Genomic DNA, 14,613 nt, shown 5'->3' with positions numbered 1-14,613 from the left:
TTGTGATTACGACGCTGCCCTTGACGCGTCCGCCGACAGCCGCCCGAGCAGCGACCTTGCCGTATCCGACGGCGACAGCGAATCCACGCTGACCACGGGATCGCTGCGCATCTCGTGCTTGCCGTTCGAGGTGTGCTTCATCACCGCCGAGAGGCGGCGGGCGATCATATGTGCCGTGCGGAAGTCGGTCTCGGCGAACACCACGATCACCGAGCCGTCCTTCTGTGCTGTGCCGAAATCCATCTGGCGCATCAGGCGGCTGAGGATACGTGCGGCATCCAGCTGCGCGCGGGGATTGCCGGGATCGAAGGCGAAGCGCGCCACCGACAGGCCGCCGCCGCGCGCGAGCGTCTGCTCGACCGCTTTGGAAAAATCGCGGGCAAAGGCTTCGACCGTCAACAGGCCGCTGCGCGGATCGAGCCAGCCGCCGGCGTCAATCGAGCGCAGCGTTCGGCTCAGTTGCGCTTCCATCGCGTGCTGGCGGATCAGCGGCAGCGCGTTGGCCGCGACCTTGGCGGGCTCGCCTGCGATCAGCTCGAGATTGGGCAGGTCGTAGCTCTGGGTGAGCTGGTGCGCGGTGACGACCACGGGCAGGTTGCGGAAGCGCGTATCCTCCGCGAGCACCGTGAGGAAGGCATCGGTGACGCGCGGCGTGAAGCCGTCCGTGAGCACGACGCCATCGATGTCTCGGGTGTTGAGATGTTTTGCCGCGGCCTCGATCGAAAGTGCGCCGACCACACCCGTCCGTTCGCCGAATGCGACGGAGAGCGCGGGATAAGCCGCGCCGCGGCCGATCAAGAGCACGATGGCGTCGCGCACCGGATCGGTCTCCGGCACCGCGACCTTCGCCTCCGGCAGCCGGCGCAGCACGGTGGCGTGTAGCGTGCGGATGCGGATCGCGGCGCGCAAGCGCGCGATCAGGCGTTCGGCAGCGTTGCCGCGCGTGGCGAAGGGCAGGGCGTTGTGGGGCAGCGAAGTCTGCGCATCCAGCGCGACCAGCGGGAGATAAAGCGCCTGATCGGCGATCTTCTTCGCGAGCAATGCCATATGCGGCTCGTGCCCACCAGGCATGGCGGCGAGGACCGCGGCCGGCTGAACCTGCTCGACGGCGCGCGCGGCGCTCGCCCAATCGCTGTCGACGACCGGAAAGAGACGGGCCTCGTCCAGCGCCGCAATGAAGGCGGGGCGCTCGGCATTGGACACAAACAGGATCGGGCCCGCCTGGGACATGGGATACTCTGATCACGCAATCGATGCTGCGCAATCTAGTCCGGCGGCCTTAATGCAGCGTCAATGTTTCGGGCAAAACTGCGCCTAGATCGGCCCGGAGCGGTCGCGAAAAGCCTCGACCATCAGGGGGTTAAGGCCAAGCTCGCTAAGCGCCTCCCGGGCGCGGGCATTGTCCTGGGCCCGGCCGGCCAGCCGATGGCCCGAGAGGCGGTCGGGCAGGGCCGTCAGCAGCGCGCCCTGGCCGAGCCGGCGCGCCCATTCCTGGAGGTCGTTGGAGAGGAAGCGATAGCCACCGACCGCCATGATGCCAGAGGGCGGTGCGGTGATGCAGATCGCGCCGCTGGCGCGGTCGATCCGCGCGGCAAAGCCGGTGTCGACGTAGTCGCGCGGCGGCTGCGCCGTCAGCGTCTCGCCGACCGGCTGCGGGGGCGCGTAGGCCGCGATCGGCACCATCGGGCCGCGCAGGCCGAGCGTGCCCTTTGGGGTCAGCAGAATATCGCCCGCGATCGAGGAGCCGGATTGCTCGCGCGGGGCGCCGTGCGGTCCCGGCATCACCGCCACCGGCATGCCGTTGTCGCCGCGCCGGGCGCCGAACAGTCCGGCTTCGCCGAACAGATAGACGTCCGTGAGCGACGCATGTGGCGCGATCCAGGCTTCGCTTGCGGCTACCTGCTCCGGCGCGCGCCAGAGCCCGATGACGTTGCGCAAGGTCGGCATCCGTGCCGCGAGGTTGGAATCGCCAAGCCGCAGCGCGAGCTGGGCCGGCGCGATCAGCACGTCGCATGCGTGCTCGTTGATCTGCTGCTCCAGCACCTCGCTCTCGAACGGATGATGCAACGCCAGCGTGCCGCCGCAAAGCAGCCACACCGCGAGCGAGGAGGCGAGGCCCGCGAACGACATCGGCGTGAACGCCGCCATCACGGTCGCGCCCTGCTGGATGTCGGCTTCCAGCGACATCGCAAGCCCGCCCGCGATCAGGCTGAAATGCGGCCGCGGCACCGGGCGGAAGCCCTCGGCCGTGACATCGAAGGAGATCATCGCCGCCTTGCGGCCGTCCTGGATCACCGTGCGCGTGGTGCCGGGCGGGCGCGCGAGCACCTCGTCGAGCGAGGCCATGCCCTCGGGCAGATCAGCCCCGAAGCCGAAGACGTGGCGGATCGAGAAGGCTTCGGCGGCGGCGTGCATCGCGAGGTCGGAATAGCTGACGCCGTCGACCTTGCTCATGGTGACGATGGCGCGCGCCGCGGTGCGGTTGAGCGCGGCTGCCAGTTCCGCCTGCCGCCACAGCAGCGGCAGCACGGCGACCACGAGGCCGGCGCGATGGGCGGCGAGCACCGTCAGCACGAACTCGACCGTGGAAGGCAGCTGGATCGCGATCACCGAATTGGCCGGCAGGCCCGATTCGACGAAATGCGCCGACAGCGCATCGATGGCGGTGTCGGCTTCGGCGTAGGTCAGCCGCCGCGGCTGATGTCCGGTGATGCGGGATTTGTTGAGGGGATCGAGCAAAGCCGGCGCGTGCGGCTGCCGCATCAGCGTCCGCTGGAACAGCGTGTCGAGCGTCGGCGATACGGCTGGCTGGTTCACGGCGTCACTTCGCTGGACTGGCTTGAGACTCACCCTTCGACCACCAGGTCTCCGGCAGATAGCCTGATAACGCAGTGGTCGATGGTCGTTCTATCCGATTCCAGCGTGCGATCCATTGCTCGGATACGTTAAACAGGGGGATTGTGTAGCAGCCCGCGATCAAAGCGCGGTCGAGCGCCCGCACTGCCGCGACAAAATCCGTATGATCACGGGCCTCCAGCAGGGCCTTGATCATGGCATCGACCGCGGGATCCCTGGCGCCCATGTAGTTGCGGGTGCCCGGATTGTCCGCTGCAGCACTTCCCCAATAGAAATACTGCTCGTTGCCGGGCGACAGCGACTGGTCCCAGCGGTTCTGAATCATGTCGAACTCGTAAGACAGCCGGCGCTGGTCAAACTGCACTGGATCGACCGAACGCACGCTCGGCGCGATGCCGGCGCGCTTGAGGTCGCGCTGGAAGGCGAGTGCGATGCGCTCCTGGTCGCGGGTCGTCACCAGCATCTCGAAGGTGAAGGGTGCCTTGGTCGCGCGGTTGCGCAGCACGGTGCCGTCGAGATCGTAACCGGCGTCGGACAGGAGTTTTAGCGCGGCGCGCAGCGTCGTCCGGTCGCGCCCCGAGCCGTCGGTGACGGGAAGCCGATAGCTGCCATCCATGATGTCAGGCGGAATCTGTGCGGCAAAGGGCTTTAACAGCTCGCGCTCGCGCGCATCCGCGGGCCGGGCATAGGCCGACAGGTCGGAGCCTGCGAAGTAGCCGGCGACGCGCGAATAGAGCGAGAAGAAATAGTTGCGATTGACCAGCTCGAAATCGAACAGCAGCGTCAGCGCCTGGCGCACGCGGATGTCGGCGAAGATCGGACGGCGGGTGTTGAACACCAGGAATTCCGAAGGCTGCGGCACGCCGGGCTTGACGGTGTCACGGATCACGTCGCCGTTCCTGGCGGCCGGAAAATCGTAGCCCTCGTGCCAGCGCAACGGCTCGTTCTCGACGCGGAAATCATAGAGGCCGCGCTTGAAGGCTTCGAACTGGCCGTTGGCCTCGCGAAAATAGTCGAGCCGGATCTCGTCGAAATTGAAGAGCCCGCGATTGATCGGGAGATCGCGGCCCCAATAATCGGGATTGCGCGAGAGCGTCACGCTGGCGCCGGGCCTGACCGCCGTGACGCGATACGGGCCCGAGGCAATCGGCCCGGTCAGCGTCGTCTCCTCGAAGGTCGCGACATCGATGGCGTGCTTCGGCAGGATCGGCATCAGGCCGAGGATCAGCGGCAGCTCGCGGTCGTTGGCGCCGGTGAGGTCGAAGCGGATTGTGAGGGGATCGGGTGCCGAGGCCTTGGCAATCTTGGTGTAATATTGCCGGAGATTGGGACGGCCATGGTCGCGCAGGAGCTCCCAGGAGAACAGCACGTCCTCGGCAAGCACCGGCTTGCCGTCGGAGAAGCGCGCGCGGGGATCGAGACGGAATGTGACGTAGCTTCGCCCGTCGTCGGTCTCGACGGTTTTGGCGAGCAGGCCGTAGAGCGTGAACGGCTCGTCCTGGCCGCGCGCCAGCAGGCTTTCGACGACGTAGTTCCGGATCGGCTGCACGGCCAGTCCCTTGACGATGAAGGGGTTGAGGCTGTCGAAGGTGCCGAGGATTCCCCAGGTCAGCCGGCCGCCCTTGGGGGCATCAGGGTTGGCGTAGGGCATGTGGGTGAAATCGGCCGGCAGCGCCGGCTTGCCGTGCATGGCGATTGCGTGGGCCTCCTCGGCCCCGGCGCCGCCGAACGCCGATAGCCCAATGGTGAGGACCAAAGCGAGGCTACAGAGTCGGACACCGGGGCCCTCGAGCAGGCGCTGGAACATGAACATTCGGACACGTTGATTCGAGGGCCGGCAGGGGCTGAATCCTATCACAGGGATTTCACTGAGCGCCCGTCGGGAAACAGCCAAAGATGCTTGTCGGCATTGATCTTTCCGTCGACCGCGTTAAGAAGGCACGCAATCGCGCACGAGCGCCGAGCCCGTCACGTATCCGCCTCAATTGACGGGGAGAGAGCCGCGCCCAAGGCGGCTTGTTTCGGCGCTTCGGAGCGGTTCGGGCACTTCCCGTTCAGAAAGGGTTTTCTGCAATGAATTTTCGTTATTTGGCCGCGTCCGTCCGGCCGCGCGGGCGAGTTCTCGCCTTGTTGACGGCGACGGCGTTGGTCGTCCCGTTTGCCGCCGAGGCTCAGACTCCGGCGCCGGCCCCGGGCGCACCCGCGCCGAAGGCAGCCCCGAAAGCCGCTCCTAAGGCTGCCCCTAAGGCGCCCGCTGCGACTCCCGCGCCGGCTCCCCAGGCGCAGCAGCCCCCGGCCCAGCCGGGCGCTCCGGCGGCGCAGGGCGGCCAGCCCGCGGATCAGCAGATCCAGCTGATCTACGCCCCCTGGACCAAGTTCTGCCTCAAGGGCCAGGACGCCAACGCCAAGCAGGTCTGCTTTACCGGCAAGGACGGTCGGATCGAATCGGGCCAGCCTGTCATCGCGGCCGTGATCATCGAGCCGGAAGGCGAGCCCAAGAAGATCCTGCGCGTGACGCTGCCGCTCGGCATGCAGCTCGTGCACGGCACCCGCGTCATCGTCGACAACAATCCGCCGCTGCAGAGCCCCTATGTGATCTGCTTCCAGAACGGCTGCATGTCGGACTACGAGGCGACGCCCGAACTCATCGCCAATATGAAGAAGGGCCAGAACCTCGTGGTGCAGGCGATCAACGCCAACGGTGCGCCACTGACCCTGCCGCTACCGCTCACGGGCGAATTCCAGAAGGCCTATGACGGTCCGCCGACCGATCCGAAGGTGTTCGAGGAAACCCAGAAGAAGCTCCAGGAAGAGCTTCAGAAGAAGGCTGACGAGCAGCGCAAGAAGCTCGAGCAGCAGGGTGGCGCACCCGGCGCGCCTCCGACGGCTCAGAAGTAATCGGGCTCTGATCCCGGACATGAAAAAGGCGCTCGGTTCGAGCGCCTTTTTTGCGGGCCGCTCGATGCGGGCGAAGCTCAGTTCAAAGAGGGATTGCGCGGGCGGTAGCCGCCATCCTTGTTCTTGATGAAGATCTCGGCGACCTGGGAATGCCGGATCGGCTCGCCGGATTCGTCGGGCAGCAGGTTCTGCTCGGACACGTAGGCGACGTACTCGGACTCCGCATTCTCCGCGAGCAGATGATAGAACGGCTGATCCTTGTGAGGCCGCACCTCCTCGGGGATCGACAGCCACCACTCCTCGGTGTTGTTGAACTCCGGATCGATGTCGAAAATCACCCCCCGGAACGAGAAGATCCGGTGGCGAACGACCTGACCGATCTGGAATTTGGCGGTCCGCGCTTTAATCATTCCCCGTCGATAGACCAGGATTGTGGCCGATGCTAGTGCCCTCATTTGGAATTAACGTCTACTTAAGGGGCAGATAAACCCCAAGTCTTTAGAAAACACTTTATCGATGGTCGATATCCTCAATCTGGCACTACCTTATTTCGGCCTGATCTTCGTCGGATTCGCGTGTGGCAAGGCCAAGTCACTACCGGAATCGGGCCTCGCCTGGATGAACTTCTTCCTGCTCTACGTGTCGCTGCCGGCAATGCTGTTTGCGATCATGTCGAAGACGCCGTTCGCGGAATTGAACAACCCGCCGTTCCCTTCGCCGTCGTGCTGAAGCAGATCGTGCTCAACCCGCTGATCTTTTCGGCTTGTTTTGGCGCAGCCATCGCCGCGCTTCATATCGGGCTGCCTGGATCGAATCCGCCTCCGTCGCCGTGCTGCTCGGGACGTTCGCATCCGTGGTCACGCTGACCAGCGTGATGTGGCTGCTCCAGACCGGCCGGCTGGCGTTTCCGTAAGCGGGCTATTATCGCCAGGTCGGCGTCAGCCCCTCGCGCATCGCAAAACGCCGGAGCGGACCGATGGCGCCAAGCAGGTGCATGCCGATGGCACGGACCGGCTGCAGTGGCAGGAAATCGTTGAGCAGCGAGCGATTGGCGATGTCGATCGCAAAGGTCCGGCTCAAAATGTCCGGACGCCGCGCCCGGTCGTAGTGCTTGAGCACGTCGGCCGCGCCGGGATCCCGGCCCGATGCGATCGCCTCGCCAGCCAGCCTCGCAATATCGGCGGCATCCCGCAGGCCGAGATTGAGGCCCTGGGCACCGATCGGCGGCAGCACATGGGCGGCTTCTCCGACCAGCGCGATGCGGTCGCGCGCGAAGGAATTTGGCCGTTCGATCGCCAGCGGAAAAAGGTTGCGGCCGGGCTCGACCGTCATGCGGCCGAGAATGGAATGCGACTGCTTCTCGATCGCTGCGGAAAGGTCTTCGTCGCTCAGGCCACGAATCCGTTCGGCCTCCGCGGGCGCCGAGACCCAGACGATGCTGGAGCGGTTGCCGGGTAGCGGCACGAACACGCAAGGGCCGTGTGGCGTGTGGAACTCGGTCGAGACGTTGCGGTGCGGGCGGGCATGGCTGACATTGAAGGTCAGCGCCGTCTGCATCAGCTCGCGCCGCGTCACGGCAATGCCGGCGGCCTCCCGGCACAGCGAGTGCCGGCCGTCGGCGCCGACCACGAGCCGCGCGGTCAGGAATTGTCCGGACGCCGTGCGGATTGCGACGTCATCGGCTTCGATGACGACGTTCTCGGCCTCGTCGTCGAAGCGGACAAGGTCGGGAAGCTCGGCCGCGCGCGCCTCGAGCGCCAGCATCAGCGAACGGTTGTCGATGTTGTAGCCGAACGCGTCGAGCGCGATCTCATGACAGGAGAACCGGACCTCGGGGCTACGGAACAACCGCCCGGTGTCGTCGACGAGGCGCATGACCTCGAGCGCCGCCGCCTTGTCCCTGCAGCGCGGCCAGACGTCGAGGTTTTCCAGCAGATCGACGGAGGCCCCCAACAGCGCGGTGGTGCGATTGTCGGCGTAGGGCAGGCGCCGTGCCAGCAGCGCGGTCCGCGCGCCGGCCCGTGCCAGTGCAATGCCTGCCGCAAGGCCTGCCGGTCCGCCGCCGATAACACTGACGTCGAAGAGTGTGGATGCGTCTGTCATGGAACGACATGTGACACGGCCTGCGGCAAATACAAGCCCACCTATTTTGCCTGATTTTATGACGAGTTGCGCGGCGCAATGCCGCGACAGCGGATGTGCAAACCGGTCCCATTCTGGTAGCAGGAGCCATGGAAACTCAGATCGACAGCCAAGAGGATTCCCTCAAGCCGAAACCCGCGATCCGGGTCGCGGCGTTTTCGGTGCACATCTTCACCGCCTTCGGCGCGGCGATCGCGCTCCTGGCGATGCTGGAGGCGGTGCGCGAGCACTGGGCGGCGATGTTCGGCTGGCTGGGCGTCGCCCTGATCATCGATGCCGTCGACGGACCGATCGCGCGCCGGCTCGACGTCAAGAAGGTACAGCCGAACTGGTCGGGCGACGTGCTCGATCTCATCGTCGACTTCGTCACCTACGTCTTCGTGCCGGCCTACGCGATCGTGGCGAGCGGCCTGTTGCTGCCGGTGGCGGCGCCGTTGCTCGGCATCGCCATCATCGTCACCAGCGCATTATATTTCGCCGATCTGCGCATGAAGGCGGATGACAATCATTTCCGCGGCTTCCCGGCGCTGTGGAATGCGGCGGCGTTCTATTTGTTCCTGCTGCACTGGCCACCGCTGTCATCGACGCTGCTGGTCGCGGCGCTGGTGGTGCTGACCTTCGTGCCATTCCACGTCCTGCATCCGGTTCGCGTCGTGCGGCTGCGCTGGCTGACGATGTCGCTGATTGCGATCTGGTCGCTGCTCGGGCTTTACGTGCTGGAGATGGATTTTCGCGTCGGCACCGGCGTGACGGTTGCGCTCTGCGCGATCGCGCTCTGGATCGTGTTCAGCGACGCGCTGATCCGCCTCGCAAGGTCGTTGGCATGATGCATTTGCTGACCAGCCCCGAGGCCTGGGCCGCGCTGCTCACTTTGACCTCGCTCGAGATCGTACTCGGCATCGACAACGTCATCTTCCTGTCGGTGATCGTTTCGCGCATCCCCGAGCCACAGGCCCGGCGCGCGCGCCAGATCGGGCTGGCGCTGGCGCTGGTCTTCCGCATCGTCCTGCTCAGCGTGCTGGTCTGGCTGATCGGCCTGACCGCGCCGGTGTTCTCGTTTGCGGGCTACGACTTCTCATGGCGCGACCTGATTCTGATCGGCGGCGGCCTGTTCCTGATCGCGAAGGCGACGCACGAGATCCACGCCGAGGTCGAGGCCGATGACGGCGAGGGGAAGAAGGACTCCGGCGGCAGTGCCTTCTTCTGGGTGATCGTCCAGATCATCGTCATCGACATCGTGTTCTCGCTGGACTCGATCATCACCGCAATCGGCATGGCGCAGGACCTCGAGATCATGATCGCCGCCGTCGTGATCGCCTGCCTGATCATGTACATTTCGTCGGGACCGGTGGCGCGATTCGTCGCGGAGCATCCGACCACCAAGATGCTGGCGCTGGCGTTCCTGGTGCTGATCGGCGTCGCCCTGGTTGCGGACGGATTCAAATTCCACATCCCGCGCGGCTACATCTATTTCGCAATTGCGTTCTCGGCGGCCGTCGAGTTCTTCAACGTGCTGGCGAAGCGTAACCGCAAGAAGGCCAGCAAGCCGTCCGTCTAGTCGCTCCAATTTGGGTCGAGTTGACAAGGCGGGCGCTATGTCTTTCGCTGGCGCTGGAGAAGAGGAGGTCAGGTGATGACCAAAGCGGTCCGTGTGCACAAGGTCGGAGGCCCCGAAGCGCTGGTCTATGAGAGCGTCGACGTCCCGGCGCCTGCGGCCGGCGAGGTGCGCATCCGCCAACATGCGGTCGGCCTGAACTTCATCGACGTCTATTACCGCACCGGCCTCTACAAGGCGCCGGGGCTGCCCTTCATCGCCGGCAACGAGGCCTCCGGCGAGGTCTTGGCGGTCGGGCCGGGGGTCACGAATTTCCATCCCGGCGACCGCGTCGCCTACTACCACAATCTCGGTGCCTATACGAGCGAGCGCAACATCCCCTGGGAGAAGCTGGTCAAGCTGCCCGACCACATCACCCACGAGCAGGGCGCCGTGCTGATGCTCAAGGGGCTGACCGTCTGGTATCTGCTGCACAAGACCTTCAAGGTCGAGCCGCATCATCGCGTGCTGATCCATGCGGCGGCCGGCGGCATCGGCCTCTTGGCCTGCCAATGGGCGAGCGCGCTGGGAGCCCATGTCATCGGCACCGTCGGTTCGCGCGAGAAGGCCGAACTCGCCGAGGCTAATGGCTGCGACCACGTCATCCTCTACAACGAGGAAGACTTCGTCGCGCGCGTCAAGCAGATCAGCCGCAACGAGGGCTGCGATGTCGTCTATGACGGCGTCGGCAAGACGACCTTCCCGGGCTCGCTGTCGTGCCTGAAACCGCGCGGCATGTTCGTCTCGTTCGGCAATGCCTCGGGCCCCGTGCCGCCGTTCTCGATCGCCGAATTGAACAATCACGGCTCGCTGTTTGCGACGCGGCCGAAGCTCAACGACTACGTCGGCACGCGCAAGGAACTGCTGGAAGGCGCCGACACGCTGTTTTCCGCCGTCATCAACGGCAAGCTGCACGTGCCGATCAACCACGCCTATGCGCTCAAGGACGCCGCCAAGGCCCATATCGATCTCGAAAGCCGCAACACGACCGGCGCGTCGATATTGAAGCCGTAGGTCTTCCGTCGATATCCGCTCTCGTGTCCCGGACAAGCTGCAACGCGCAAGCGCGTTGAAGACGCGCGTGAACGCGCTTATGGCGTTGCGGCGCAGAGCCGGGACCCAGGAGGCCGAGAGCTGAAATCGCTGAGAGATGGGCCCCGGCTCTGCAGCGCACCGCCGAAGGGGCGTTGCGCTGCGTCCGGGGCACGAGACCGTTTCTACGCGACCCTCCGTGCCGCGCCGGCCCTGGTCAGGATCCCGTCGAGACAATCGATCATCTCGGCGATCTCTCCCTTTGTGACGTTGAGCGCCGGCATGAAGCGCAGCGCGTCGAGCTGCGGTGCGTTGAGGAGCACGCCGGCCTCGAACGCCTGCGCGACGATGCCGGGCGCGATCGGCAGCTTGAGGTCGAGCGCGAGCAGCAGCCCGCGTCCCCGCACGCCGCCGAGGCCGTGCCGCGCCGAGACTTTTTGCAGCTCGCTTTCGAGCAGCAGGCCGGTCTCGGTGACCGACTTCAGGAAATCCGGCTTACCGACCTCACCGAGCACCGCAAGGCCGGCAGCGCACATGACCGGGTTGCCGTTGAAGGTGCCGCCCTGGTCGCCGTGCTCGAAGCAGGAGGCACGTTCGGTCGCAAGCAAAGCTGCGAGCGGCACGCCGCCGCCGATGCCCTTGCCGAGCGTCATGATGTCGGGCGCTATCCCGGTATGCTCGTAGTGGAAGAGCTTTCCGGTCCGGCCCATGCCGGTCTGGATCTCGTCGAAAATCAGCAGCAGGCCATGGGCCTGGGTCAGCGCGCGCAGCTCCCGCAAGAACTGATCGGTTGCCGGCCACACTCCGGACTCGCCCTGGATCGGCTCGAGCATCACCGCAACGGTGTTGCTGCCGATCAGCTTCTCGACCGAGGCAATGTCGTTGAGCTTTGCCTTCTTGAAGCCGGCAACCTTCGGCTCGAACAGCGGCTCGAACGCCTTCTTGCCCGAGGCCGACATCGTCGCCAGCGTCCTCCCGTGGAAGCCGCCTTCGAACGCGATGATCTCGAACGCCCCGCCTTTGTGCCGGCTACCATATTTGCGCGCGAGCTTGATCGCGCCCTCATTGGCCTCCGCGCCGGAATTGGTGAAGAACACCTGGTCGAACGCGCTGTTGCCGACAAGCGCCTGCGCGAGCTTGAGGCTGGGCTCGTTGTAGAAGGCCGGGCTCGGCGTGAGCAACCGCCTGGCCTGCGAAGCCAACGCATCCGCAACAGCCGGCGGGGAGTGGCCGAGGCAGTTCACGGCCCAGCCCTGCACGAAATCGAGATAGCGCTTGCGGCTGTCGTCCCAGAGGTATGAGCCGGCGCCACGGACGAACACGGCCTTGGGCCGTGCGGTGATGTCCATCAGCGCGTCATACGGATGGGTGGCGGTGGTCATGTCGAGCTCCTCTTGAGGTAGCGAAGATCTGGGGGCGGGTGAAAAGGGACGCGAAAAGCAAGAAGGCCGCACTTTGCGGGTGCGGCCTTCTCGAAAACTATGCTGAAGCTACTGGTTCAGCGGCGTCGTCGGACATGGCGCAACCCATCATCGTCGCGGGAGCGACGACGCATGGCCTGGCGCAGATGGGTCCGGGAATTGATCATGGGGCGGGTCCCTACAGCCGAAAGGCAGGGCTTGTCAAGCGGGACCTACTGAACGCCGTAAGCGCGAACGTAGCGGCGCAAATTTCGGCTGCGTAGAAACCAACAAGCCTCTAGCGCGTTTGTGACCTCGGAATGCGAATTGGCTCGAACCGGCGGCAGGCCGGGGCAGACCAAGAGGGACGGGACCAACCAGACAGTTTTCAGCCTTGTCCGAAACGCCTTATCCGATCGACCTCGACAGCATTCGCGGCGCGTTTCCGCCGGGCATCGAGGCGCCGCCTTTGCTGCTGGATTTTGCCGGGTGGCTGAACGGGCGGGCCTGGGGCAGCGTCGGCTGTTTCTCGCTGCAAGGCCAGTTCTCCGACCAGGCCCCGATCTTCGACGGCAGTCCGCTGCGCGACCGGTTCGCGCTGTTCATGCGCCTGCCGGACGGCTCGGCCGTCGGCGGCTGGTACGGCGCGGGTCTCGATCGCGACGATCCTCCGATCGTGGGGCTCGGCTCGGAGGGTGATTACGAGCTGCTCGCGCCGTCCCTCGACGCGCTGCTTGCAAAACTGACGTCGCAGCAATTCGACAAGGCCTGGCACGATCTGTGTCCGCACGACGAGGTCGAGCCCCAGACGGTCGAGCTTGCGCAATGGCTGGCCCGGCGGCCGACCGGCGAGCCTGTTACGTGCGAGGATGGCGCATGCGAGCTGCCCGACTTCCGCGGCTTCGTTGAGAAGTGGAGCCGGGACCGCGAAGAATACTGGGCCAATCACCGCCTGATGGCCGAGCTCGGCTGGCGGCTCGCTGCGCATCTGCCGAAGGGCAAGAACGCGTGGGACAAGACGCATTTCGAGGTCGCGATCGTCGGCAAGCAATACGAGGCGCGCGTTCTGTCGCGCGGGCCGCAGCCGTTCGAGGAGGCCGCCTCGATCGAATCTCTGCTGCGCGACCTGCGCGAGGAGATGCGCCGCGCGCAGCCCGAGCTCGGACTGTGGTACGCGATGAAATTCGGTCTCTACGCCGACGGCCGCGTCATGCCGAACTTCGAGTACGATGTGCGCCCGACCATCGGCGGCGAGCCGGCTCTGCTCGCTGAGGCAAAGGCCGATCTCGCCCGTGGACCGCGCCCGGAGCGCTGGGTGCCGAAATGGCTAGCGTGAAAGCATCCGCGATGACGGAGCGTCAGAATCCCGCGACGCTGCCGTGCAGGTCGTACTGGTCGGCGCGCTCGATCTTCGCGGTGACGATCTCGCCGACGCGCAAGGGGCGGCGGCTCGTCAGATACACCGCGCCGTCGATCTCCGGCGCATCGGCCTTGGAGCGACCCTTGGCCACCGTCGGACCAACCTCGTCGATGATGATCTGCTGGCGCGTGCCGACCTTGCGCTTCAGCCTGCGCGCCGAGATCTTCTGCTGGCGCGCCATCAGCGCGTTGTAGCGCTCCTGCTTGATCTCGGCGGGCACAGCACCTTCGAGCGCGTTCGACGTCGCGCCCGCAACCGGCTCGTATTTGAAGCAGCCGAGGCGATCGATCTCGGCTTCATCGAGCCAGTCGAGCAGATAGGCAAAATCGGCGTCGGTCTCGCCGGGGAAGCCGACGATGAAGGTCGAGCGCAGCGCCAGATCGGGGCATTCCTCGCGCCAGCGCTTGATGCGCGCCAGGGTCTTGTCCTGTGCAGCGGGGCGCTTCATCGCCTTCAGCACCTCGGGACTCGCATGCTGGAACGGGATGTCGAGATAGGGCAGCACTTTGCCCTCGTTCATCAGTGCGATGACCTCGTCGACATGCGGGTAGGGGTAGACATATTGCAGCCGGACCCAGGCGCCGAGCTCGCCGAGCTCGCGGGCGAGGTCGAGGAATTTTGCGCGGACCGGTCGATCCTTCCACGGACTCTCGGCATACTTGAGATCGACGCCGTAGGCCGAGGTGTCCTGCGAGATCACCAGCAGCTCCTTGACGCCGGCGCCGACCAGGCGCTCAGCCTCGCGCAGCACGTCATTGGCCGGACGCGAGACCAGATCGCCGCGCAGTTTCGGGATGATGCAGAACGTGCAGCGGTTGTTGCAGCCTTCGGAGATCTTCAAATACGCATAGTGCCGCGGCGTCAGCTTGATGCCCTGCGGCGGCACCAGGTCGAGATGCGGATTATGCGCCGGCGGCAGCGCGCGATGGACGGCGTCGAGCACGCTCTCATATTGCTGCGGGCCGGTGATGGAGAGCACGCCGGGATAGGCCTCCTCGATCTGCTCGGGCTCGGCGCCCATGCAGCCTGTCACGATCACCTTGCCGTTCTCGGCCATGGCCTCGCCGATCGCCGAGAGCGATTCCTGCTTGGCGCTGTCGAGGAAGCCACAGGTGTTGACGATGACGATGTCGGCGCCGTCATGCTTGCGGGCGAGCTCATAGCCCTCGGCGCGCAGGCGCGTGATGATGCGCTCGGAATCCACCAATGCCTTGGGACACCCGAGCGACACGAAGCTGACCTTGGGCGCAGCCGTCTGATCCATATCCAAA

General features: G+C 65.5%; 13 protein-coding genes and 1 pseudogene. 7 read left to right on the top strand and 7 right to left on the bottom strand.

Features of this window, described 5'->3' with window-relative positions; translation table 11 throughout:
• Positions 1 to 6: 6 nt before the first annotated feature.
• The 3 genes from FXB38_RS03040 to FXB38_RS03030 all read right to left on the bottom strand — a co-directional run bounded on the left by FXB38_RS03040 (position 7) and on the right by FXB38_RS03030 (position 4,669).
• On the bottom strand, positions 7 to 1,230 hold the full coding sequence (locus FXB38_RS03040) for a GGDEF domain-containing protein (RefSeq protein ID WP_148749291.1): 1,224 nt from the start codon (positions 1,228 to 1,230) through the stop codon (positions 7 to 9).
• 84 nt (positions 1,231 to 1,314) lie between these two features.
• Positions 1,315 to 2,817, bottom strand: coding sequence for a class I adenylate-forming enzyme family protein (locus tag FXB38_RS03035; protein ID WP_148749290.1), 1,503 nt, complete (start codon positions 2,815 to 2,817; stop codon positions 1,315 to 1,317).
• Between the two features lie 4 nt (positions 2,818 to 2,821).
• Positions 2,822 to 4,669: an extracellular solute-binding protein gene (locus tag FXB38_RS03030; RefSeq protein WP_148749289.1), complete on the bottom strand. Its 1,848-nt coding sequence runs from the start codon at positions 4,667 to 4,669 to the stop codon at positions 2,822 to 2,824.
• Positions 4,670 to 4,929: 260 nt separating this feature from the next.
• Here FXB38_RS03030 and FXB38_RS03025 point away from each other — a divergent pair, with 260 nt between their 5' ends.
• A complete protein-coding gene (locus FXB38_RS03025; protein WP_148749288.1) occupies positions 4,930 to 5,754 on the top strand; it encodes an invasion associated locus B family protein in 825 nt (274 codons plus the stop codon).
• 77 nt (positions 5,755 to 5,831) lie between these two features.
• Here the strand turns inward: FXB38_RS03025 and hspQ are convergent, their stop codons facing one another.
• The gene (hspQ, locus tag FXB38_RS03020; RefSeq protein WP_018317973.1) at positions 5,832 to 6,164 is read right to left on the bottom strand and encodes a heat shock protein HspQ; all 333 of its coding nucleotides are present in this window, start codon (positions 6,162 to 6,164) and stop codon (positions 5,832 to 5,834) included.
• A gap of 106 nt (positions 6,165 to 6,270) precedes the next feature.
• On the opposite strand from hspQ, the pseudogene FXB38_RS45015 reads away from it, so the two are divergent.
• Both FXB38_RS45015 and FXB38_RS45010 read left to right on the top strand, forming a co-directional pair.
• A pseudogene (locus tag FXB38_RS45015) lies at positions 6,271 to 6,465 on the top strand (AEC family transporter); the annotation flags it as partial.
• A gap of 52 nt (positions 6,466 to 6,517) precedes the next feature.
• On the top strand, positions 6,518 to 6,667 hold the full coding sequence (locus tag FXB38_RS45010) for a hypothetical protein (protein WP_246229622.1): 150 nt from the start codon (positions 6,518 to 6,520) through the stop codon (positions 6,665 to 6,667).
• 8 nt (positions 6,668 to 6,675) lie between these two features.
• Here the strand turns inward: FXB38_RS45010 and FXB38_RS03010 are convergent, their stop codons facing one another.
• A complete protein-coding gene (locus tag FXB38_RS03010) occupies positions 6,676 to 7,857 on the bottom strand; it encodes a UbiH/UbiF family hydroxylase (protein ID WP_148749287.1) in 1,182 nt (393 codons plus the stop codon).
• A 128-nt stretch (positions 7,858 to 7,985) separates the two neighbouring features.
• Here FXB38_RS03010 and pcsA point away from each other — a divergent pair, with 128 nt between their 5' ends.
• The 3 genes from pcsA (at position 7,986) to FXB38_RS02995 (ending at position 10,504) form a co-directional block, all read left to right on the top strand.
• Complete coding sequence (gene pcsA / locus FXB38_RS03005; RefSeq protein WP_148749286.1) at positions 7,986 to 8,723, top strand: phosphatidylcholine synthase; 738 nt, start codon at positions 7,986 to 7,988, stop codon at positions 8,721 to 8,723.
• The gene (locus FXB38_RS03000; RefSeq protein ID WP_148749285.1) at positions 8,720 to 9,454 is read left to right on the top strand and encodes a TerC family protein; all 735 of its coding nucleotides are present in this window, start codon (positions 8,720 to 8,722) and stop codon (positions 9,452 to 9,454) included. The genes pcsA and FXB38_RS03000 overlap by 4 nt, the downstream gene beginning before the upstream one ends.
• 75 nt (positions 9,455 to 9,529) lie before the next feature.
• Positions 9,530 to 10,504 (top strand): quinone oxidoreductase family protein, encoded by a 975-nt coding sequence (locus FXB38_RS02995; protein ID WP_148749284.1) that lies wholly within the window; start codon positions 9,530 to 9,532, stop codon positions 10,502 to 10,504.
• Positions 10,505 to 10,707: 203 nt separating this feature from the next.
• Here the strand turns inward: FXB38_RS02995 and FXB38_RS02990 are convergent, their stop codons facing one another.
• Entirely contained in the window at positions 10,708 to 11,904 is a 1,197-nt protein-coding gene (locus FXB38_RS02990) for an acetylornithine transaminase (protein WP_148749283.1), read from the bottom strand.
• 412 nt (positions 11,905 to 12,316) lie between these two features.
• Between FXB38_RS02990 and FXB38_RS02985 the strand changes: the two genes are divergently transcribed.
• Entirely contained in the window at positions 12,317 to 13,258 is a 942-nt protein-coding gene (locus FXB38_RS02985) for a hypothetical protein (RefSeq protein ID WP_148749282.1), read from the top strand.
• Positions 13,259 to 13,280: 22 nt separating this feature from the next.
• Here the strand turns inward: FXB38_RS02985 and rimO are convergent, their stop codons facing one another.
• Entirely contained in the window at positions 13,281 to 14,606 is a 1,326-nt protein-coding gene (rimO, locus tag FXB38_RS02980) for a 30S ribosomal protein S12 methylthiotransferase RimO (RefSeq protein WP_148749281.1), read from the bottom strand.
• Positions 14,607 to 14,613: the final 7 nt, after the last annotated feature.

Source organism: Bradyrhizobium cytisi, assembly GCF_008123515.1.
GTDB lineage: Bacteria > Pseudomonadota > Alphaproteobacteria > Rhizobiales > Xanthobacteraceae > Bradyrhizobium > Bradyrhizobium cytisi.
This window is presented reverse-complemented; position numbering and strand designations above follow the sequence as displayed.

Excerpts from the sequence above, each read along its gene's own strand:
- FXB38_RS03040 (WP_148749291.1), bottom strand. The coding sequence starts at position 1,230 with ATGTCCCAGGCGGGCCCGATCCTGTTTGTGTCCAATGCCGAGCGCCCC.
- FXB38_RS03030 (WP_148749289.1), bottom strand. The coding sequence starts at position 4,669 with ATGTTCATGTTCCAGCGCCTGCTCGAGGGCCCCGGTGTCCGACTCTGT.
- FXB38_RS03025 (WP_148749288.1), top strand. The coding sequence starts at position 4,930 with ATGAATTTTCGTTATTTGGCCGCGTCCGTCCGGCCGCGCGGGCGAGTT.
- hspQ (WP_018317973.1), bottom strand. The coding sequence starts at position 6,164 with ATGATTAAAGCGCGGACCGCCAAATTCCAGATCGGTCAGGTCGTTCGC.
- FXB38_RS03010 (WP_148749287.1), bottom strand. The coding sequence starts at position 7,857 with ATGACAGACGCATCCACACTCTTCGACGTCAGTGTTATCGGCGGCGGA.
- pcsA (WP_148749286.1), top strand. The coding sequence starts at position 7,986 with ATGGAAACTCAGATCGACAGCCAAGAGGATTCCCTCAAGCCGAAACCC.
- FXB38_RS03000 (WP_148749285.1), top strand. The coding sequence starts at position 8,720 with ATGATGCATTTGCTGACCAGCCCCGAGGCCTGGGCCGCGCTGCTCACT.
- FXB38_RS02995 (WP_148749284.1), top strand. The coding sequence starts at position 9,530 with ATGACCAAAGCGGTCCGTGTGCACAAGGTCGGAGGCCCCGAAGCGCTG.
- FXB38_RS02990 (WP_148749283.1), bottom strand. The coding sequence starts at position 11,904 with ATGACCACCGCCACCCATCCGTATGACGCGCTGATGGACATCACCGCA.
- rimO (WP_148749281.1), bottom strand. The coding sequence starts at position 14,606 with ATGGATCAGACGGCTGCGCCCAAGGTCAGCTTCGTGTCGCTCGGGTGT.